Origin of the sequence: Pseudomonas orientalis, assembly GCF_001439815.1 — a bacterium.
GTDB classification, from domain to species: domain Bacteria; phylum Pseudomonadota; class Gammaproteobacteria; order Pseudomonadales; family Pseudomonadaceae; genus Aquipseudomonas; species Aquipseudomonas orientalis.
Genome location: NZ_JYLM01000010.1, coordinates 228,471 through 245,367, shown reverse-complemented (window position 1 = coordinate 245,367; position 16,897 = coordinate 228,471). Strand labels below are relative to the sequence as shown.

Here is a 16,897-nt window from a genome sequence, read left to right as displayed (position 1 = left end):
TCGCTGCGGCGCAACGTTGAATTACAGGAAGAAATCCAGGCGGAAGTAGATCGGCGCTTCGCGCTCGGTGACGACTCCGGGTCTTTCCAGCGAGTGGGCAAAGGTCACGCTGGTGCTGACGTTCTTGCCACGGGCGAACAGCTCCAGTGAGTTGCTGGACACGCGGCCGTGAACGTTGTCGTTGTAGCGGTCGTTGCGGATCACGCCCTGGTCGTAGCCGACGCTGGCGCCGTATTCGAAGAAGGCCGGGCGCATCCAGTCGAGGGTCACCGGGCGCGCCCAGCGCACTTCGTTGCGCCAGTAGCCGCCGCTGTCGCCGGTCAGCAACTGGTCTTTGAAACCGCGCACCGAAGCCGAGCCGCCGAGGCTCATGCGCTGGGGCGAGAACAGCGGGTCTTCACTGCGTTGGCCGGTGGCCAGGCTGCTGAAGCTGAACGACTCGCCCCACAGGCTGAACGGTTGCAGGTAGCTGACGGTGGCGGTGTATTTGCGGTAGCGCGAGTTCGGCTGACGGCGGCCGAAGGCGTCGCGCTCTTCCTGCGACTGGGCATCGAGCAGGCCGATCCCGCTTTGCATGCCCAGGTCCAGGTTGACGAAGGCCGTACCGATACGCCGACCGTGGTTGACGCCCAGTTGCAGTTCGCTGAGGCGGTTGCTGCTGGGCGCGGTGCGCACGTCGAGGATGTAGTTGTTGGTGCGCAGGTGCGCCAGGCCGACGTTGACCGAGGTCTTGCTCACGTCATCGCGGTGAATCACCCGTTCGGCGCGCAGTTGGTGGTTCTGGTTGTCGCCGTCCTGCTTGTATTTGAAGTCGTCGGTCACGCCGAAGGTGCGGTAATCGCTCTCGCTGTAGGTGTAGCTGAAGTTCCACCAACCCCACGGCACGTTGTAATAGAGCATGGTGTTTTTCGAGGTTTTCTGGTGGTCGCTGATGGCGTCGTGGCCACCGCGCAGAATCAACTGGTCGCCCAGGCCCAGCGGGCTGTCCCATTCAAGGCCGGCGCCCCATTGCTGTTCGCCGGTGCTCTTCTGGCCATCGTTATTGCGCGACAAGCTGGCGCGCCAGGGCTTTTGCGCGGCGTTCTTGACCACCACGTCGCTGCCGCCGACTTGCTTGCCGGGGGTCAGTTCCATTTGCGCCTGTTTGGACGGCAGGCGGTTGAGCTGGTCCACCAGTTGCTCGATTTCGCGCAGGTTCAGCGCTTCGCCGACCTTGCCGGGAAAGGCCATGGCCAGTTCGCGTTCGGTCACGGTGCTGCCTTCGGCGCTGCGCAAGGCTTCGAGCTTGCCTTCCACCACCAGCACTTGCAGGTGACCGGTGGAGAGGTCTTGCTGCGGCAGGTAGGCGCGGCTGGTGACGCGGCCTTTGCCGAGGTAGTAGTCGGTGATGGCTTTAAGCAGGTCGTTGAGCTGGGACACGCCCAGGCACTGGCCGATATAAGGCTTGAGCAGGCGCTCGCGCTCGGAGGCCGGCAGGCTGTCGGCGCCTTTGAGTTCGATGTCCTTGATCGGGAAGCAACGGGTGTCGGCGGGCGCGCTGGGCGCCTCGGGTTTGGCCGCTTTGCCGGGCAGGTCCTTGAGTTCTTCAAGGCGCCGCTGTTGCTCTTCGAGCAGGCGGTTCTGCCGATCGCGGATCAGGTCCTGGTCCCCGGGCGTGGGGGCGGCGAATGCGCTGTTCAGGCTCAGGCAAGTGAGCAGGAAGGCGCCCAGCAGCCGAGTCCATGGCAGGAGGAAATACATGTTCGATCCGTCGATTTACAAAGGGTGGCAAATTAACATCGAAGCATGCGTCAGCCAATATCCCGACTGTTTTATCGGTAGATGCCTTGAACCCAACTAACGAACTGATTTTTAAGCGAAATTTTATAAAGTATGGGTATTTTTCCTTACGATTCCGATAGACGGTAGCGATGAGCTAACTGAATGAGCAACGCTAACGCGCTGAGCGTCGTATCAGATGCTTTCTAAAAAGGGCTTCTCAGTTAAGCAAAAACACCATCAACGCATTGTCATTCAACCGCCCCTGAAAGCTCGGCGCCAGCGGCTCGAGGGGCGATTCCTTCAACAACGCCGCGTCCTTGCGCGGCACAATCACCCAGGATGGCCGGGGCAATGCAGCGAGCTTTTCCAGTTCATTACGCCCGACGAAAAACGGTTGCTCATCGTGATCCAGATTCATCATGTAGCGCACCGCCCAGGTGTCCCGACCCAGGTCGACAAAGACCAGAGGGCCCGGCTGCGCATCCCTTAGCGCCTCCACCTGGCTGACAAACTGCCGGGTATCGAACTGAAGATCCTTGGCCGGTTCGACTACGGTGATCAGTAGCAACCACTGCGCCGCCAGGGCGATCCCACTGAGCCAAATCAACCGCCCGGGCCGACGCCACGCCAGCAGCGCCGCCACTTGCATCAGTACCAGCACACCGATCAATAACGGCATCGAAACATCAGGCCAGTAGCCATGCTTGTGCCAGGCATGCCGGCACGCAAACAGCACCACCACGCCCAGCGCCGGCAGCGCCACGACCAGCCCCTCGTAGCAGCGGCGCACGCCAACCAGCCAGCCTTGCGCCTGGAGCAGGCCATAGGCCGCGACAGCGGCAAACATCGGCACCATGGGCAGGATGTAATAGGCACGCTTGAAATGCGGCACTGACAGGCCGAGCAAAATCATCAAGCCGCACGCGCCGAGGCGCATCAGCAATTGCACATCATCACTGACCCAGCGCTGCGCCCAGCGATGACGCAGTGCGATCAACGTCGCCAGGGCCAACGGCACCACCGGGAAGTACCGGTACAAACTCAGCTGGAAGTAGAAGTAAAACGGCTCGCCGGACTCATCCAGCCGCCCGCCGACCTGCATCTTGAACACCTCATCGGCAAAGGCATCGCCACCACTGATTCGGGCGAGCTTCATCAGCACCCACCAGCACGCCGCCAGCAACACCAACCCGACAACGCCGTGAACCAGCACCTGACTGACCCGCTCCCCCGGCCGGCCCAGCGCCCAGTACACACATGTCACGCCACACACCTCGATCAACCCCAACGGCCCACGAATCGCGAAGGCCAGGACAAACAAGGGGAAAACCGCGAGCTGCCTGAACCGCGAGCCCAACCGTTCACCACTGTGCAACAGGTAGAAACTGCCGACACACAGCAGCGCAACCATCTGGTCCAGGCACACCGAGCGCGACTTTTCGAGCAGTTGGGTGGTGAGCAGAGTAAGCAGCACCGTCAGTAATGCCCAAGGCCGGCTGGACGGTGCCAGCAGGCGATAGATCAAGGCAACCACCCCGGCCGAAGCGAGCGCGGTGGGCAGCACATTCGCCAGATGGTTCGGCGCGTCAAACAACCGGGCGAAGACAAAACTGAAGAACGTCGCGGTGCCGGGATAATCCGCGTACGGCTGGCCGTAAGTGGTGGGAAAAAGACTCGCGCCGTGGCGAAACATTTCCTGCAGGAACAACGCCCATCGCCCGTCGAAGCCCTGAGGCTGCTGATCCCAGATACCCAGGGTGAACAGCAATAAGGCGATCAGAAAGATGCCCAGTGACTCCAGGCGAAAGCGGTTGCGATGATCCATCGGGTGACCTGTCAGGTGGGAAGCGCGGGCTTATGGTGCCGACCGCGCCCCTGAACAGCGTCTGAACAAACCTGCAAATTCATGCGTTACCGACTGGCGGGCCATACCAGGGCCGGGATCAGGCGGATGTAGATCAACTGCGCAACCAGTTCGACCAATGTTTGCAGGATGACCGCCGTCGCGGCCAACCCGCGCACGCCTTCAGGCAAAGCCAGCGCCAGGGGCAGCACCACCAGTGAATTGCGGGTGGATGCGCTGAACGTCACCGCACGCGCCGTTGCCGCCGGCAGCGCGAACAGCCGCGCGGCCAACATGCCCATCAGCGGCGCCAGCAGCACAAAGCCCGCATAGATGGGCAGCACCGGCAGCAATGCGCTGATATCCCGGATCACGGATGCGATCTGCGACCCAATCACCACAAACAGCACGAGGACCATCGCCGGGACCGGCAACCAGGCCCATACGCTGTTCCACCGGCTGATCAGCGTTGACCTTCGTGCGAAAAATGCAGTCGTCGCAGCCAGCACCATCGGCAGCGCAATCAACAATAGGAACGCTTCGATAAACGGCGCGGCCGCAATCACCACCGTTGATTGCGCTCCCAACATCAAACCCAGGTACACCGGCAGCAGTGCCAACTGCACCAATAACAGTAACGGCGTGGCCGCCAGCATCAACCGCGAGTCACCTTTGCCAATGTGGGTAAATACCACCACGTAATCGATACACGGCGTCAGCAATACCAGCAACGCGCCCACCAACAGCGCGGGATGCCCCAACAGGCCACGAGTCAGTGTCCATACCAGCAAGGGCACCAAGATGAAATTGGCCAGCAGCAACGCCAGCATAAAGCGCTGGCTACCCCAGCCGCGGCGCAGGTCGAGAAAAGGGATTTGCAGGAACATCGCGTACATCAATACCGCGATGCCGGGCGTGACGAGCGCGCTGAGGCCCTGGACAAAAGACGGCGCGAATACACCACAGAGCGCGGCCAGCAGGATGGCTGCAACGTAGAGAGGAATCTGGTTGTGCTCAAGGGTGTCGCGGGTCATGAAGACGCTCTGGCAAGTTGCAAAGGCCAAGCCTATTCATCTATTGCCCGGTGGTCGAGTTGGATGCGCGAGCAAACCTGCTTGGGATTTCTCCCAACCTGCGCTTCAATAACTGCCCCAACCCCAAGGACGTTACGCCCATGGCCTCGCCAAACAAGCAGCAAAAACGCGCCCAGCGGGCAAAAACCAAGGCTAAGCAAAACCGTACCCAGCGTGCCGTCGCAACCAAGCCGGATGCATTTGCCGGCGACGACAGCCGTATCGACCTTGAGTCAGTGGACTTGACCGAACTGTTCGTCGAGATGCGCACCGCCGGCGAAATCAGCCAGCAGGCGCTGTGCGCGGTATTCCTGGCACACCCGCTGCTGGCGCTGGTGCTGGAGCAGGAAGGCGAAGAGGAAGCGACCGACTTTATCCTGGCGGCGCTGATTGAATATCGGCAATGGGCCACTGACAGCGATGACGAGGCCGCCGCGTTGGCGTGGATCGAATCGCCGCAGTTCCAGGCGGACTACGTAGCAGCATCCCAAGCGCTGACAAATTCAGCAGACTGACACATACAAAATGTGGGAGGGGGCTTGCCCCCGATAGCGGTGGGTCAGTTAACAAATGATTGACTGACACACCGCCATCGGGGGCAAGCCCCCTCCCACATTTTGATCTACATTTTGTCAGTTCAGTACGGGAGCGCCGACTCTCCGGGCCTTGCGGCGACTGGCAACAAACAACCCCGCCAACACCACCAGCAAGCTCAGAATGCCCGTCGCGATGATTTCGACCCAACGGGCTTCCAGGAACAGCTCACCCGCCGCCGTACATTGGCGTGGATCGAATCGCCGCAGTTCCAGGCAGACTACGTCGCCGCATCCCAGGCGCTGACAAATTCAGCAGACTGACACATACAAAATGTGGGAGGGGGCTTGCCCCGATAGCGGTGGGTCAGTTAACAAATGATTGACTGACACACCGTCATCGGGGGCAAGCCCCCTCCCACATTTTGATCTACATCTTGTCAGTTCAGTACGGGAGCGCCGACTCTCCGGGCCTTGCGGCGACTGGCAACAAACAACCCCGCCAACACCACCAGCAAGCTCAGAATGCCCGTCGCGATGATTTCGACCCGATGGGCTTCCTGGAACAGCATGATGGTCAACGTGCCGACGATAAACACCATCACCGCGTAGGTCAGGCCCGGGAACAGCCACATCTTGAAGACGATCTTCTCACCCGCCGCCGTACGCTTCTGACGCATGCGCAATTGCGACACTGCAATCACCAGGTACACCAGCAAGGCAATCGCGCCGGAACTGGCCAGCAGAAATTCAAACACCGCCGCCGGTGCCACATAGTTGGCAAATACCGCCAGGAACGCAGCGCCGGTGGACAGCAGCACCGCCCAGTAAGGCGTACCGCTTTTATTGGTGCGCTTGGCCACAGCCGGCGCATCACCACGACGACCCAGGGAGAACAGCATGCGCGAGGCGGTGTACAGCGCCGAGTTGAGGCAACTGGTCACGGCCACCAATACCACCAGATCGACGATCAGCTTGGCATTCGGAATGCCCATGCGCTCGAGCACGGTCTGGTAGGAACCTACGGCAGCCAGTGTCGGATCATTCCAAGGCACCAAGGACACAACGATGAAGATCGACAAGAGATAGAACAAACCAATCCGCCAGATCACCGAGTTGGTGGCCTTGGTGATTTGCTGGCCGGGGTTCTTCGACTCCGCGGCGGCAATGGTGACGATCTCAGTGCCCATGAACGAGAACATGGTGGTCAGGATCGCCGCCAGCACCGCGCCCATGCCGTTGGGCATAAAGCCCTGGGTGTCGAACAGATGCGATACGCCGCTGACCTGGCTGGTGGGCAAAAAGCCGAAAATCGCCGCCAGGCCAAGGATGACGAAGCCCACGATCGCCACGACCTTGATCAGCGCAAACCAGAACTCGAACTCACCGTAGTTCTTCACGCTGAACAGGTTGGTTGCGGTCAGCAGCAAGGTAATGATCAGGGTAAAGGCCCAGATCGCCACGTCGGGGAACCAGGCATTCAGGATGGTCGCCGCCGCGTTGGCTTCCAGCGGAATCACCAGCACCCAGAACCACCAGTACAACCAGCCGATAGTGAAACCGGCCCAGTGGCCGATTGCCCGGTCGGCGTACGTGGAGAACGAGCCTGTGTCCGGCGACGCAACCGCCATTTCGGCGAGCATGCGCATCACCAGTACCACCAGCGTACCGGCAGCCGCATAGGCCAACAGCACGGCCGGGCCGGCGGCGGCAATCGCGTGGCCGGAGCCGACAAACAAACCGGCGCCGATGACGCCGGCAATCGACAGCATGGTGACATGCCGCGGTTTGAGCCCCTGTTCGAGGTCATTGGAGCTTTGCGTACTACTCATTGACACACCTTTGCGAGGAATTGCGAAAACGGTTCGCCTGGCCTGCGGTCTTTCTCGTGAAAAGAAACCAACAGCGCGTTCTTTATTTTTTACGCAAGATTTGCGCCAAAATGTAACAGAGGCACAGTTGACGCGGGCTGTAGGAAAGTTCGGCAGTGATCGCAAGTCTTTGAGAACAATGGCATTCCGCTATAGCGTTACCGTGCGACTCACCCTGCAGACGAAAGGGCGCACCAAAAACACACACAAAAAGTGCGTGACGCTCCATAAAAGCGCTGATAGGCGCCGTTTGCCCGGTTAACCCTTCCAACCCCTGCCCAAAGCTGGCACCATCGCGCCCTTTTTACGCGAAGCCTGTGGATGCCCCGGGTTCAAACGTCTGTTCGGTTGTTGATGGCGCGACACGCCGCTGTGCCGATGCGACACCCTGCCGCAGACCACCCATTAACCGTCCGCAGCGCTGTTGGCTGTCATCCAAACGCTATGCTAGCTTGGCGCCTCGCCAGGAAGGCGGCCCAACAGCGAAGATCGCAACGAACACAATGAGGACCGCACATGGCCGAGGCCACGCCCGCGCTTGAAATCCGCAACTTGCATAAACGCTATGGTGAGCTGGAGGTACTCAAAGGTATCTCGCTGACCGCTCGCGACGGCGATGTGATCTCGATCCTGGGTTCCTCAGGCTCCGGCAAGTCCACCTTCCTGCGCTGCATCAACCTGCTGGAAAACCCGCACCAGGGGCAGATCCTGGTGGCCGGTGAAGAACTCAAGCTCAAGGCCGCGAAAAACGGCGAATTGTTTGCCGCCGACGGCAAGCAGATCAATCGCCTGCGCAGCGAAATCGGTTTTGTGTTTCAAAATTTCAACCTGTGGCCGCACATGAGCATCCTCGACAACATCATCGAGGCCCCCCGCCGTGTACTCGGCCAGAGCAAGTCCGACGCAATAGAAGTGGCGGAGGCCCTGCTGGCCAAGGTGGGCATCGCTGACAAGCGCCACGCCTACCCGGCGCAACTGTCCGGCGGTCAGCAACAACGCGCCGCCATTGCGCGTACGTTGGCCATGCAGCCTAAAGTCATTCTGTTCGATGAACCGACGTCGGCGCTTGACCCGGAAATGGTCCAGGAAGTACTTAATGTGATCCGCGCGCTGGCCGAAGAAGGCCGCACCATGCTGCTGGTCACCCACGAAATGGGCTTCGCCCGCCAAGTGTCCAGCGAAGTGGTGTTTCTGCACCAGGGCCTGGTCGAAGAGCAAGGATCGCCACAGCAGGTGTTCGACAACCCGCTTTCGGCGCGCTGCAAACAATTCATGTCCAGCAACCGCTAACGGAGCAACATGCATGCAGACCTATAAAAAATTCCTTCTGGCCGCGGCCGTCTCGATGGCGTTCAGCGCCACGGCCATGGCAGAAACCTTGAAGATGGGGATCGAAGCGGCCTACCCGCCCTTCAACAATAAAGACGCCAGCGGCAACGTGGTCGGTTTCGACAAGGACATCGGCGACGCCCTGTGCGCCAAGATGAAAGTCGAGAAGTGCGAAGTGTATGTGTCCGACTGGGACGGCATCATCCCGGCCCTGAACGCCAAGAAGTTCGACTTCCTGGTGTCCTCGCTGTCCATCACCGATGAGCGCAAGCAGGCCGTCGACTTCACCGACCCCTACTACTCCAACAAACTGCAGTTCATTGCGCCCAAAGCCACGGCGGACTTCAAGCCCGACGCCGCCTACCTCAAAGGCAAGGTGATCGGTGCACAACGTGCCACGCTGGCCGGTACCTACTTGGAAGACAAACTGCCGGACACCGAGGCCAAGCTGTATGACACCCAGGAAAACGCCTACCTCGACCTGACGTCCGGCCGTCTCGACGGCATCCTGGCCGACAAATACGTGCAGTACGAGTGGCTCAAGAGCAAAGACGGTTCGGCCTATGAATTCAAGGGCGACCCGGTTGTAGAGAGCGACAAGATCGGTATCGCCGTACGCAAGGGCGACCCGCTGCGCGAGCGCCTGAACAAAGCCCTGGCAGAGATCAAGGCAGACGGCACCTACAAGAAGATCAACGACAAGTACTTCCCGTTCAGCATCGAATGATCTGAACGGCCTGCCCGGCGCGCTCACCTGAGCGCGTCGGCTTTCAGCAATGCCTGCCGCGATATGAAAACACCATGAATTTCGATCTCTACGGATTCGGCCCGGCGCTTGCCGCCGGCGCGCTGATGACCGTCAAACTGGCGCTCACGGCCCTGTGCCTGGGGCTGGTGCTGGGCCTGGCCGGCGCCTTGGCCAAGACTTCGCCGTACAAGCCGCTGCAATGGCTGGGCGGTGCTTATTCGACCATCGTTCGCGGCATTCCCGAATTGCTGTGGGTGCTGCTGATTTATTTCGGCACCGTCAACCTGATGCGTGCCCTCGGGGAGTTCTTTGGTAACCCTGACCTGTCCCTGAGCGCCTTTGCCGCCGGCGTCATCGCCCTGGGCCTGTGCTTTGGCGCCTATGCCACGGAAGTGTTCCGCGGCGCGATCCTCGCCATTCCCAAGGGACACCGCGAAGCCGGTGTGGCATTGGGGCTGTCGAAAATCCGGATTTTCACGCGGCTGATCATGCCGCAGATGTGGCGCATCGCCCTGCCGGGCCTGGGCAACCTGTTCATGATCCTGATGAAGGACACTGCGCTAGTGTCAGTGATCGGCCTGGAAGAAATCATGCGCCACGCGCAGATCGGCGTGACCGTGACCAAGCAGCCGTTCACCTTCTTCATGGTCGCCGCATTCATGTACCTGGGCCTGACCGTGCTGGCCATGACCGGCATGCACTTCCTGGAAAAACGCGCCGCCCGCGGCTTTGCAAGGAGCGCCCAATGAGCGGTGATTACAGCTGGCTGTCGCATTTTGACCTGGGCCTGAACTGGGCCGTGATCATCAAGTGGCTGCCCAAATTGGCCCAAGGCGCAACCCTGACCCTGGAGCTGGTGGCGATCGCCGTGATTGCTGGCCTGTTGCTGGCAATCCCGCTCGGCATCGCTCGGTCTTCGCGCCGCTGGTATGTAAGCGCCCTGCCCTATGCCTACATTTTCTTCTTCCGTGGCACGCCGCTGCTGGTGCAGTTGTTCCTGGTCTATTACGGCCTGGCGCAGTTTGACGCCGTACGCCACAGCTTCATGTGGCCCTACCTGCGCGACCCGTTCTGGTGCGCCACCGCCACCATGACCCTGCACACCGCCGCCTATATCGCTGAAATCCTGCGCGGTGCGATCCAGGCCATTCCCCCGGGCGAGATCGAAGCCGCTCGCGCCCTGGGCATGTCCAGGCCCAAGACGCTGTTCTATATCATCCTGCCCCGCGCCTCGCGAATCGGCCTGCCGGCCTATAGCAACGAAGTGATCCTGATGCTCAAGGCCAGCGCCCTGGCCAGCACCGTGACCTTGCTGGAACTGACCGGCATGGCCCGGACCATCATCGCGCGCACCTACCTGCCGGTGGAGATCTTCTTCGCGGCCGGGCTGTTCTACCTGTTGATGGCCTATGTGCTGGTGCGCGGTTTCAAACTGCTGGAAAAATGGCTACGCGTCGATGCGTGCCAAGGACGTTGAGGCACGCTTCCAGGCACTGGATGCGTTCCTGATCGAGCATCAAGGGCTGTGGCGACCACGGCCCTTTACCCATCTGCAATTACCCTGGGAAACCGAGCACCCCGCGTTATCGCAGTGGCTACGCCAGCGCTCGCTGGACGATGCCGAGGCCAGTCACAATCATCCCCACGACCTGTCGGCGCCCGCACCTTTTCCACAACTGGCGGCCCAGGCCCTGCGGCTCAGTGCTGTGGATAAGTTGCCGACACACGCGCTTGCACCCGCAGGCCATCGCCTGAATGTCGACGTTCCGGGCCGTAAATGGCAGCAGATCGAAGCCTTCGGCGCCGCCCTGAATTTTGCCGTAACGCCCAACCACTGGCTGGACTGGTGCGCCGGCAAAGGCCACCTCGGCCGCCGCCTGCTGCAACCCGGCCAACAGCTGACCTGCCTGGAATATGACCCGGCCCTGATTGCCTCAGGCAAAGCCTTGAGTGACCACCACGGCTTGCCCGCCACCCATAGCCTGCAGGACGTGATGGCAGAGGTGGCGATCAGTCTCGAACACACGCCAGTTGCCCTGCATGCCTGCGGCGAACTCCACGTGCGCATGCTCCAACTGGCCAGCGCTGCCGGCTGCAAACAACTGGCGCTGGCGCCGTGCTGCTATAACCGCATCAACGCCGACCACTATCAAGCGCTGTCCGCCCCCGGGCGCGCCTCCGGCCTGCAGCTGTCAGTCGATGACCTGGGCCTGCCACTGAGCGAAACCGTCACCGCCGGCAACCGCGTACGCCGGCAACGCGATACCTCCATGGCCCGGCGCCTGGGCTTCGACCGCCTGCAACGGCAACTGCGCGGTTGCGACGACTACCTGCCCACACCCTCCCTGCCCGCCAAATGGCTGGAAAAATCCTTCGCTGAATATTGCCGGGAACTGGCAAGCCTCAAGGGTTTATCCACAGGCGATCAGGATTGGCTGGCGCTGGAAGCCCACGGCTGGCGTCGCCTGGCCGAAGTGCGAAACCTGGAATTGGTCAGGGGCCTGTTTCGTCGTCCGCTGGAATTGTGGCTGGTGCTGGATCGGGCCCTGTTCCTGATGGAGCAAGGCTACAACGTCGAGTTGGGCAGCTTCTGTGAACCGACACTCACACCACGCAACTTGATGGTGCTGGCCCAGCGCGATTAAGGGGCAAAAATTCCTACAGCGCCCTGTGGATAACTCTGTTGATGAATTCTTTACGGAGGCTGTAATTATCAGCGCTACAGACCAAAAGCAGCACTGGTCATTTTTTGTTCACACAATAAAACGCACACAAAACAGGCAGTTGCAGCGTGTTGAGAACGGCTCAACAAATTGGCTGTGGCGTGAGTACTGTTACCAACCGATTGTGCATAAGCATCTGGGCTAAACCGTATAAACCGCGCTTTCATGCAGTTTTTTCGGCGCTTTCAACAGGAGGCATAGCGCATTGAGATCGTCACTGGCGAGCCGCTTTGTCACGTTACCCAAACAGGTCTGCCGCAAAGGCCAACGCCTGCTGGCGAGAAATTTTGGGTGAACGGTGATTAGTCAATTTTACGACCTTTCGACGTACCTCTTCTGTGCGGCTTTCAAGCGGTGAAAATGTGGAAAAACTACGGGGATCACAAAAAACCGCCGTGTTTGCAAAAATAGTCAGAATTCAGGGGTTTACAGAACCTTTTCAGTCGCTATAATCGTCGCCCTAACACGCCGGTATAGCTCAGTTGGTAGAGCAACTGACTTGTAATCAGTAGGTCCCGGGTTCGACTCCTGGTGCCGGCACCATATAAGACGAAGCCCCTGCAGAAATGCAGGGGCTTTGTTGTTTCTGGGATATTCATCCTCGATCCCCCCTTCCCGCTTCACCTCCCGTCCCTTTGAATCCCCCCTTTTTGCGCCACAATTTCAGATTTCATCCTTTATGCTAAATTATGTGCTGGCAATAATTATGGCGTATCCATAAAAAAGGATAATTGCATGAGCAGCATATTTCAGCGCCCTGAACTGGCCGAGTCGATGGCAAACCAGCTTCTCAATCCAGGCGTATTAGATGAAGGTCTGCGCTCGGGTCTCTTTCTGTCCGGCCTGCGCCGTACAGGTAAAACGACCTTCCTGCGCAGCGACCTCATCCCCGCTCTGGAAGCAGCAGGCGCACTGGTGATTTACGTCGACCTCTGGAGCGACACGCTGGCCAACCCGGCGACGCTCGTGCACAACGCCATCCACAAAACCCTCAAAGAACTGCAAACGCCGGGCTCTTCAATCCTGGAAACGCTCAAGCGCGTCAGCAATGTCGATCTAGGCGCAGCAGGATTCAAGTTCGGTTTCAAACTCGACAGCATCGGCAACCCCGACGGCCCCACATTGGCGCAAGCACTCACAGAGGTTGTCGACCAAGCGAAGACCGATCTCGTGCTGATCATCGACGAGGTGCAACATGCCATTTCCTCCGACGATGGCAACCAACTGCTCCTGGCACTCAAAGCTGCGCGTGATGCAATCAACCCACGCCCGAATACGCCGGGCTACTTCCTCTTTATCGGCACAGGCTCCCACAGAGCCCAGTTCAGCGAGCTGACCGCCAAACGCAACCAAGCGTTTTCCGGTGCGACATCGGCCGCGTACCCGCTGCTAAAGGGCGACTACGTGGAATTCCTGCTCAACCGACTGGCAATGCCGGTGAAGAAGGAAAAGCTCCCCTCACTTGGGGCCGCAGTCGAAGCCTTCAATACCCTAGGCAATCGACCTGAAGAAATGCTCAAGGCATTGCGTCAACTCTTGCAGCAGGACGGTGAACCCGATGTTTTCCTACCCGTAATCGCCAGCACCTTACGCTCGGCAGCAGCGAGTATTGAACTTGAAAAAGTCGAACAACTGGGCAGCCTGGCTCAGGCGATTTTCAACAAGATCGCGTCTGCGGAACGCGATGCTCGGGGGATTTTCTCTACTGATGCGGCGGCGGAATATTCCAAGACGGTAGGTCGCGAAGTGCGGGTTGAAGAAATTCAACCCGTGGTGATTGCGCTGGTGGCGGAGAACATCATCATGCGGCGCGGGCATGGGATTTATGCGATTACGGATCAGTTTGTTCAGGAAATTTGGTTGGAGGAGCGGGCGTTGATTGAGGGGCGGTAGGGATAAGAAAGTGGAGCTGTCACCTTTAGTCCCCAGCAAAGTGAGCGTACGTTCTCGAAATCTCGCTGGCCCGCTTGCCCAAGAGACTCCGTCCAAGCAGGGCTGTAAAGGCGCCATGCTGAATGGACCTCACCTAATCTAAAGCCCACGCAACTGTCTGTGGAAAACTACAGATTTCCATCGCTGAGTAATTTAATCCACAGCTGCAGAACTCCCAAAAGTTCGAGCCTTAACTCGAATTATCCACAGGCGTAGAAAAGATCGGGCAAAGCGCTGTCGTTGACAGCAACCCAGGTAGCCAGAACCTTTAAGGCTACGCCACACCGTGGTGGTTCTCCCAAAGTGCGATTAGCGTCCGGCGGCTCGCACGGTCACAGCGATGTGATGGATGCCTACTTCTACCTGAGTGCCACTGCGGCAACTCATCCCCCTTCATCGCTGCCCTGCAGCAACCTATCCACTTGGCCATAGCGATGCAGATGATGGTGCCGCGGCCCACGGAATGGACTGCACCTGACTGACAGTCAGGCATGTCCCGGTCATCGCACCACTGCCTTCACCCGACTCAGGATCTCGCGGCGTTGGTCTCGTCAGCCAATGCAGCCTCCACCCGCCCACTTCTTCGCAAGTGTTCAGGAGGCCAGATCATGAGATGCCCAAGCTCCCGGTCGTAAAGAGCCGTCAGTCCCGCGTTAGTGGACAACCCTCACAGGTCGCAGGGGCCTTGATCCCTGATAACACTCAACATCCGTGGCGGGATGACGTGGGGAAGATTTTAAAAGTTTTGGCTTCGAGAGGAGTTCGATCATGGCGTTGGTCGGTAGACGGGATGGGCGCAATTTTGGCTATGGACGGCAACTGAGTTATGCGGGGCCGCAAGCGCTGAAAGATCTGTTTGGCGGTGGGCATTACGGGACGGTCAAAGCGCACAGTGATCGCTGGCAGGCGTTTGTTCGGTGGTGTCGGTCGGAGGATGGACCAGGATTTAACGGTGCACGACAAATTGATCGGCAGACCTTGCTGGACTACGCCAGGTATCTGCGGCGGCAAGTCGAACAAGGAGCTATCGGCATCGCGACCGCGCAAAATCGATTGTCCAGCGTGAATCGAACCATGGCCGCGCTTCGCGGTGATCAGTCCGTGAAAGTACCGAGCCCAAGCAAGGCATTGGGAATGCAACGGGCGAGTGTTCGTCGCTCAGTGCCGCAAGGCCAAGACCGCAAATACGTTAAGCGGATCGTTGAAGAGCTTCGCGAACATCAGCAGCCGCGCGCTGCCGCCATCGTTCAGTTAGCGCGAGCCTCCGGCATGCGTTTGCGTGAGGCGATTTTGGCCGATCTTCCTCGACTGAAACGCGAAGCAGAGAAACACGGGAGGATCAACATCCAGGACGGCACAAAAGGTGGGCGCAGCGGAGCCAAAGCAGCTCGCTGGATCATGGTGGATGACCATGTACGCGAAGCACTCAGATATGCCGAGCAGGTCTTACCGCATGGCAGCCACAACCTACTGGCACCGAACGAGAGCTACCTCGATTTCCAGCAACGCGTCGTACGCCCCGCCCGAGACGTCCTCCATACGCACAACCTCAAAGGCTTCGACGTTATCGACCAACAGTCACAGAACGTGTCGTTGCTCATCACTAGCCAGCACCCCAAAGAGAAATGTTATGACTTGTTTTCCGACCCAACAATTGCCGACGCGATTCTTGACCGTATCGTTCACAAATTTCACGTCATCGAGCTAAAAGGCGAATCGATGCGAAGGATCAAAAGTCGTAGACGCACGTAAATGACTCTGACGCGAGCCTTTACTGGTCAACGTGAATGCAAATGGGTAAGTCGAATGCAAAAGTTTGGTCAAATACAATGCAATTGATTGTTTTTAATGAATTTTTATTTAAGATGGAGCCATCTTTGCCATGGTATTTCTGGTCTCATCGTCCGTTTTTGCGGCGTTATCAGAACGGATCAGGGCCACCTTCAACGCCAGTAAAAGTGATTTCAGGTGGTTCTCCCTCTCTCTGCCATCCGAACTGATAAAGCAGCCATTGGTAAATGCCTTCCTGACGATCAGCTATGAGCAAAAGCGTCCATCCAACCCGTAGCAGTAGGTTCGCGTTTTCTTCACTGCGGATACTGGTGAATTTAGTCGTCTTGTCGATGCTCATCTGGCACCCTCATACTGAGACCATTGATGAAAGATAGCCTTGAACCCGCCTGAGCACATCCTAGCGGTTCGGGTTATGAGTCCATCCTCCGTCGTTAGCAGTTCGGTTACGGGGCACATAATTCAAACCGCTTAAAAATAACTATCACTTAAAATTTGGAGTTTTATGATAGCAGTCATTACAGGGGCCACTGGGGGCTACGGAAATGCACTATGCCGCCAAGCAAAGCTTTGTGGATATACCGTCGTCGGCATAAGCAAATCACCAGAAAAACTTTCTCAACTGAAAAATTCAAATTTAGCAGATGAAACATTCACGCTGGATTATTTGTCGAAAGACTTGGACGGCAATCTTATTAAACTAGAAAACTTCCTAATTAGTAGAAGCTTCACAAAAATAGACTTACTGATTAATAATGCCGGCATAGGAAGCAAACAGCACTCAATATTCAAAGAAACGACTGAAGAAATAAGAAAAGCATTAGAGGTCAATTGCCTGGGCCCAGCACAATTAATTAAACGATTAGCTGCTTCCTTTTCACTCGCGACGGTGGTCAATATTTCCTCGCGTCGAGGATCCATCGCGCAAAATGCAGACGGAAACATTTCTAAAACGGGGTGTTCTTACACCTATCGAATTTCTAAGTCAGCACTCAATATGCTATCGCTCTGCATAATGAACGAACTGGGAAATAGTCTGCTGAGCTATACAGTCCATCCTGGTCGATTAAGCACTGGGATAGGTGTAAATGGTGCTACGCTTTCAGCAAAGGACTCTGCTGAGCGACTATTCAAATTCATTGAATCACGGCCAGACCCATCTCAGTTTTATAGTTTGGAACAAGAGCAGGTTCAAATTCTTCCTTGGTAAGCGAGCCATCTTAGGAGTAGAATTTTACTCAATAGTATTATAGCCCCTAACTAAAACAGACAAACGAAGCGACAGCATAGGTA

At 58.0% G+C, this 16,897-nt stretch carries 14 protein-coding genes and 1 tRNA gene; 10 read left to right on the top strand and 5 right to left on the bottom strand.

Features of this window, described 5'->3' with window-relative positions; all coding sequences use genetic code 11:
• Positions 1–21: 21 nt before the first annotated feature.
• From TU82_RS22685 to TU82_RS22675, 3 genes are all read right to left on the bottom strand, one after another.
• Positions 22–1,740 carry a ShlB/FhaC/HecB family hemolysin secretion/activation protein gene (locus TU82_RS22685; protein WP_057725480.1) on the bottom strand — a complete coding sequence of 573 codons (1,719 nt, stop codon included), beginning with the start codon at positions 1,738–1,740 and terminating at the stop codon, positions 22–24.
• Between the two features lie 238 nt (positions 1,741–1,978).
• A complete protein-coding gene (locus TU82_RS22680) occupies positions 1,979–3,586 on the bottom strand; it encodes a hypothetical protein (RefSeq protein ID WP_057725479.1) in 1,608 nt (535 codons plus the stop codon).
• 86 nt (positions 3,587–3,672) lie between these two features.
• Complete coding sequence (locus tag TU82_RS22675) at positions 3,673–4,638, bottom strand: arsenic resistance protein (RefSeq protein ID WP_057725478.1); 966 nt, start codon at positions 4,636–4,638, stop codon at positions 3,673–3,675.
• Between the two features lie 140 nt (positions 4,639–4,778).
• Here TU82_RS22675 and TU82_RS22670 point away from each other — a divergent pair, with 140 nt between their 5' ends.
• The gene (locus tag TU82_RS22670; protein ID WP_057725477.1) at positions 4,779–5,192 is read left to right on the top strand and encodes a hypothetical protein; all 414 of its coding nucleotides are present in this window, start codon (positions 4,779–4,781) and stop codon (positions 5,190–5,192) included.
• A 458-nt stretch (positions 5,193–5,650) separates the two neighbouring features.
• Here the strand turns inward: TU82_RS22670 and gabP are convergent, their stop codons facing one another.
• Positions 5,651–7,042: a GABA permease gene (gene gabP / locus TU82_RS22665; RefSeq protein WP_057725476.1), complete on the bottom strand. Its 1,392-nt coding sequence runs from the start codon at positions 7,040–7,042 to the stop codon at positions 5,651–5,653.
• A 555-nt stretch (positions 7,043–7,597) separates the two neighbouring features.
• On the opposite strand from gabP, the gene TU82_RS22660 reads away from it, so the two are divergent.
• The 8 genes from TU82_RS22660 (at position 7,598) to TU82_RS22625 (ending at position 15,565) form a co-directional block, all read left to right on the top strand.
• Positions 7,598–8,371, top strand: a complete 774-nt coding sequence (locus TU82_RS22660; RefSeq protein ID WP_057725475.1) for an ABC transporter ATP-binding protein — start codon at positions 7,598–7,600, stop codon at positions 8,369–8,371.
• A 13-nt stretch (positions 8,372–8,384) separates the two neighbouring features.
• Positions 8,385–9,137, top strand: a complete 753-nt coding sequence (locus TU82_RS22655) for an ABC transporter substrate-binding protein (RefSeq protein WP_057725474.1) — start codon at positions 8,385–8,387, stop codon at positions 9,135–9,137.
• Positions 9,138–9,211: 74 nt separating this feature from the next.
• Entirely contained in the window at positions 9,212–9,907 is a 696-nt protein-coding gene (locus tag TU82_RS22650) for an ABC transporter permease (protein ID WP_057725473.1), read from the top strand.
• Between the two features lie 38 nt (positions 9,908–9,945).
• Positions 9,946–10,635, top strand: a complete 690-nt coding sequence (locus TU82_RS22645) for an ABC transporter permease (protein ID WP_057725488.1) — start codon at positions 9,946–9,948, stop codon at positions 10,633–10,635.
• Positions 10,616–11,803, top strand: coding sequence for a methyltransferase (locus TU82_RS22640; RefSeq protein WP_057725472.1), 1,188 nt, complete (start codon positions 10,616–10,618; stop codon positions 11,801–11,803). The genes TU82_RS22645 and TU82_RS22640 overlap by 20 nt, the downstream gene beginning before the upstream one ends.
• Positions 11,804–12,348: 545 nt before the next feature.
• A tRNA-Thr gene (locus TU82_RS22635) sits at positions 12,349–12,424 on the top strand.
• Positions 12,425–12,616: 192 nt separating this feature from the next.
• Positions 12,617–13,774 carry an AAA family ATPase gene (locus TU82_RS22630; RefSeq protein ID WP_057725471.1) on the top strand — a complete coding sequence of 386 codons (1,158 nt, stop codon included), beginning with the start codon at positions 12,617–12,619 and terminating at the stop codon, positions 13,772–13,774.
• Positions 13,775–14,581: 807 nt separating this feature from the next.
• A complete protein-coding gene (locus tag TU82_RS22625) occupies positions 14,582–15,565 on the top strand; it encodes an ATP-binding protein (protein ID WP_082632064.1) in 984 nt (327 codons plus the stop codon).
• A gap of 169 nt (positions 15,566–15,734) precedes the next feature.
• On the opposite strand, the gene TU82_RS22620 is transcribed toward TU82_RS22625, so the two are convergent.
• Complete coding sequence (locus TU82_RS22620; protein WP_057725470.1) at positions 15,735–15,944, bottom strand: hypothetical protein; 210 nt, start codon at positions 15,942–15,944, stop codon at positions 15,735–15,737.
• A gap of 165 nt (positions 15,945–16,109) precedes the next feature.
• Here TU82_RS22620 and TU82_RS28240 point away from each other — a divergent pair, with 165 nt between their 5' ends.
• On the top strand, positions 16,110–16,814 hold the full coding sequence (locus tag TU82_RS28240; RefSeq protein WP_082632063.1) for an SDR family NAD(P)-dependent oxidoreductase: 705 nt from the start codon (positions 16,110–16,112) through the stop codon (positions 16,812–16,814).
• The last annotated feature ends 83 nt before the right edge of the window (positions 16,815–16,897 follow it).

Excerpts from the sequence above, each read along its gene's own strand:
- TU82_RS22650 (WP_057725473.1), top strand. The coding sequence starts at position 9,212 with ATGAATTTCGATCTCTACGGATTCGGCCCGGCGCTTGCCGCCGGCGCG.
- TU82_RS22675 (WP_057725478.1), bottom strand. The coding sequence starts at position 4,638 with ATGACCCGCGACACCCTTGAGCACAACCAGATTCCTCTCTACGTTGCA.
- TU82_RS22685 (WP_057725480.1), bottom strand. The coding sequence starts at position 1,740 with ATGTATTTCCTCCTGCCATGGACTCGGCTGCTGGGCGCCTTCCTGCTC.
- TU82_RS22630 (WP_057725471.1), top strand. The coding sequence starts at position 12,617 with ATGAGCAGCATATTTCAGCGCCCTGAACTGGCCGAGTCGATGGCAAAC.
- TU82_RS22625 (WP_082632064.1), top strand. The coding sequence starts at position 14,582 with ATGGCGTTGGTCGGTAGACGGGATGGGCGCAATTTTGGCTATGGACGG.
- TU82_RS22660 (WP_057725475.1), top strand. The coding sequence starts at position 7,598 with ATGGCCGAGGCCACGCCCGCGCTTGAAATCCGCAACTTGCATAAACGC.
- gabP (WP_057725476.1), bottom strand. The coding sequence starts at position 7,042 with ATGAGTAGTACGCAAAGCTCCAATGACCTCGAACAGGGGCTCAAACCG.
- TU82_RS28240 (WP_082632063.1), top strand. The coding sequence starts at position 16,110 with ATGATAGCAGTCATTACAGGGGCCACTGGGGGCTACGGAAATGCACTA.
- TU82_RS22640 (WP_057725472.1), top strand. The coding sequence starts at position 10,616 with ATGCGTGCCAAGGACGTTGAGGCACGCTTCCAGGCACTGGATGCGTTC.
- TU82_RS22680 (WP_057725479.1), bottom strand. The coding sequence starts at position 3,586 with ATGGATCATCGCAACCGCTTTCGCCTGGAGTCACTGGGCATCTTTCTG.
- TU82_RS22655 (WP_057725474.1), top strand. The coding sequence starts at position 8,385 with ATGCAGACCTATAAAAAATTCCTTCTGGCCGCGGCCGTCTCGATGGCG.
- TU82_RS22670 (WP_057725477.1), top strand. The coding sequence starts at position 4,779 with ATGGCCTCGCCAAACAAGCAGCAAAAACGCGCCCAGCGGGCAAAAACC.
- TU82_RS22620 (WP_057725470.1), bottom strand. The coding sequence starts at position 15,944 with ATGAGCATCGACAAGACGACTAAATTCACCAGTATCCGCAGTGAAGAA.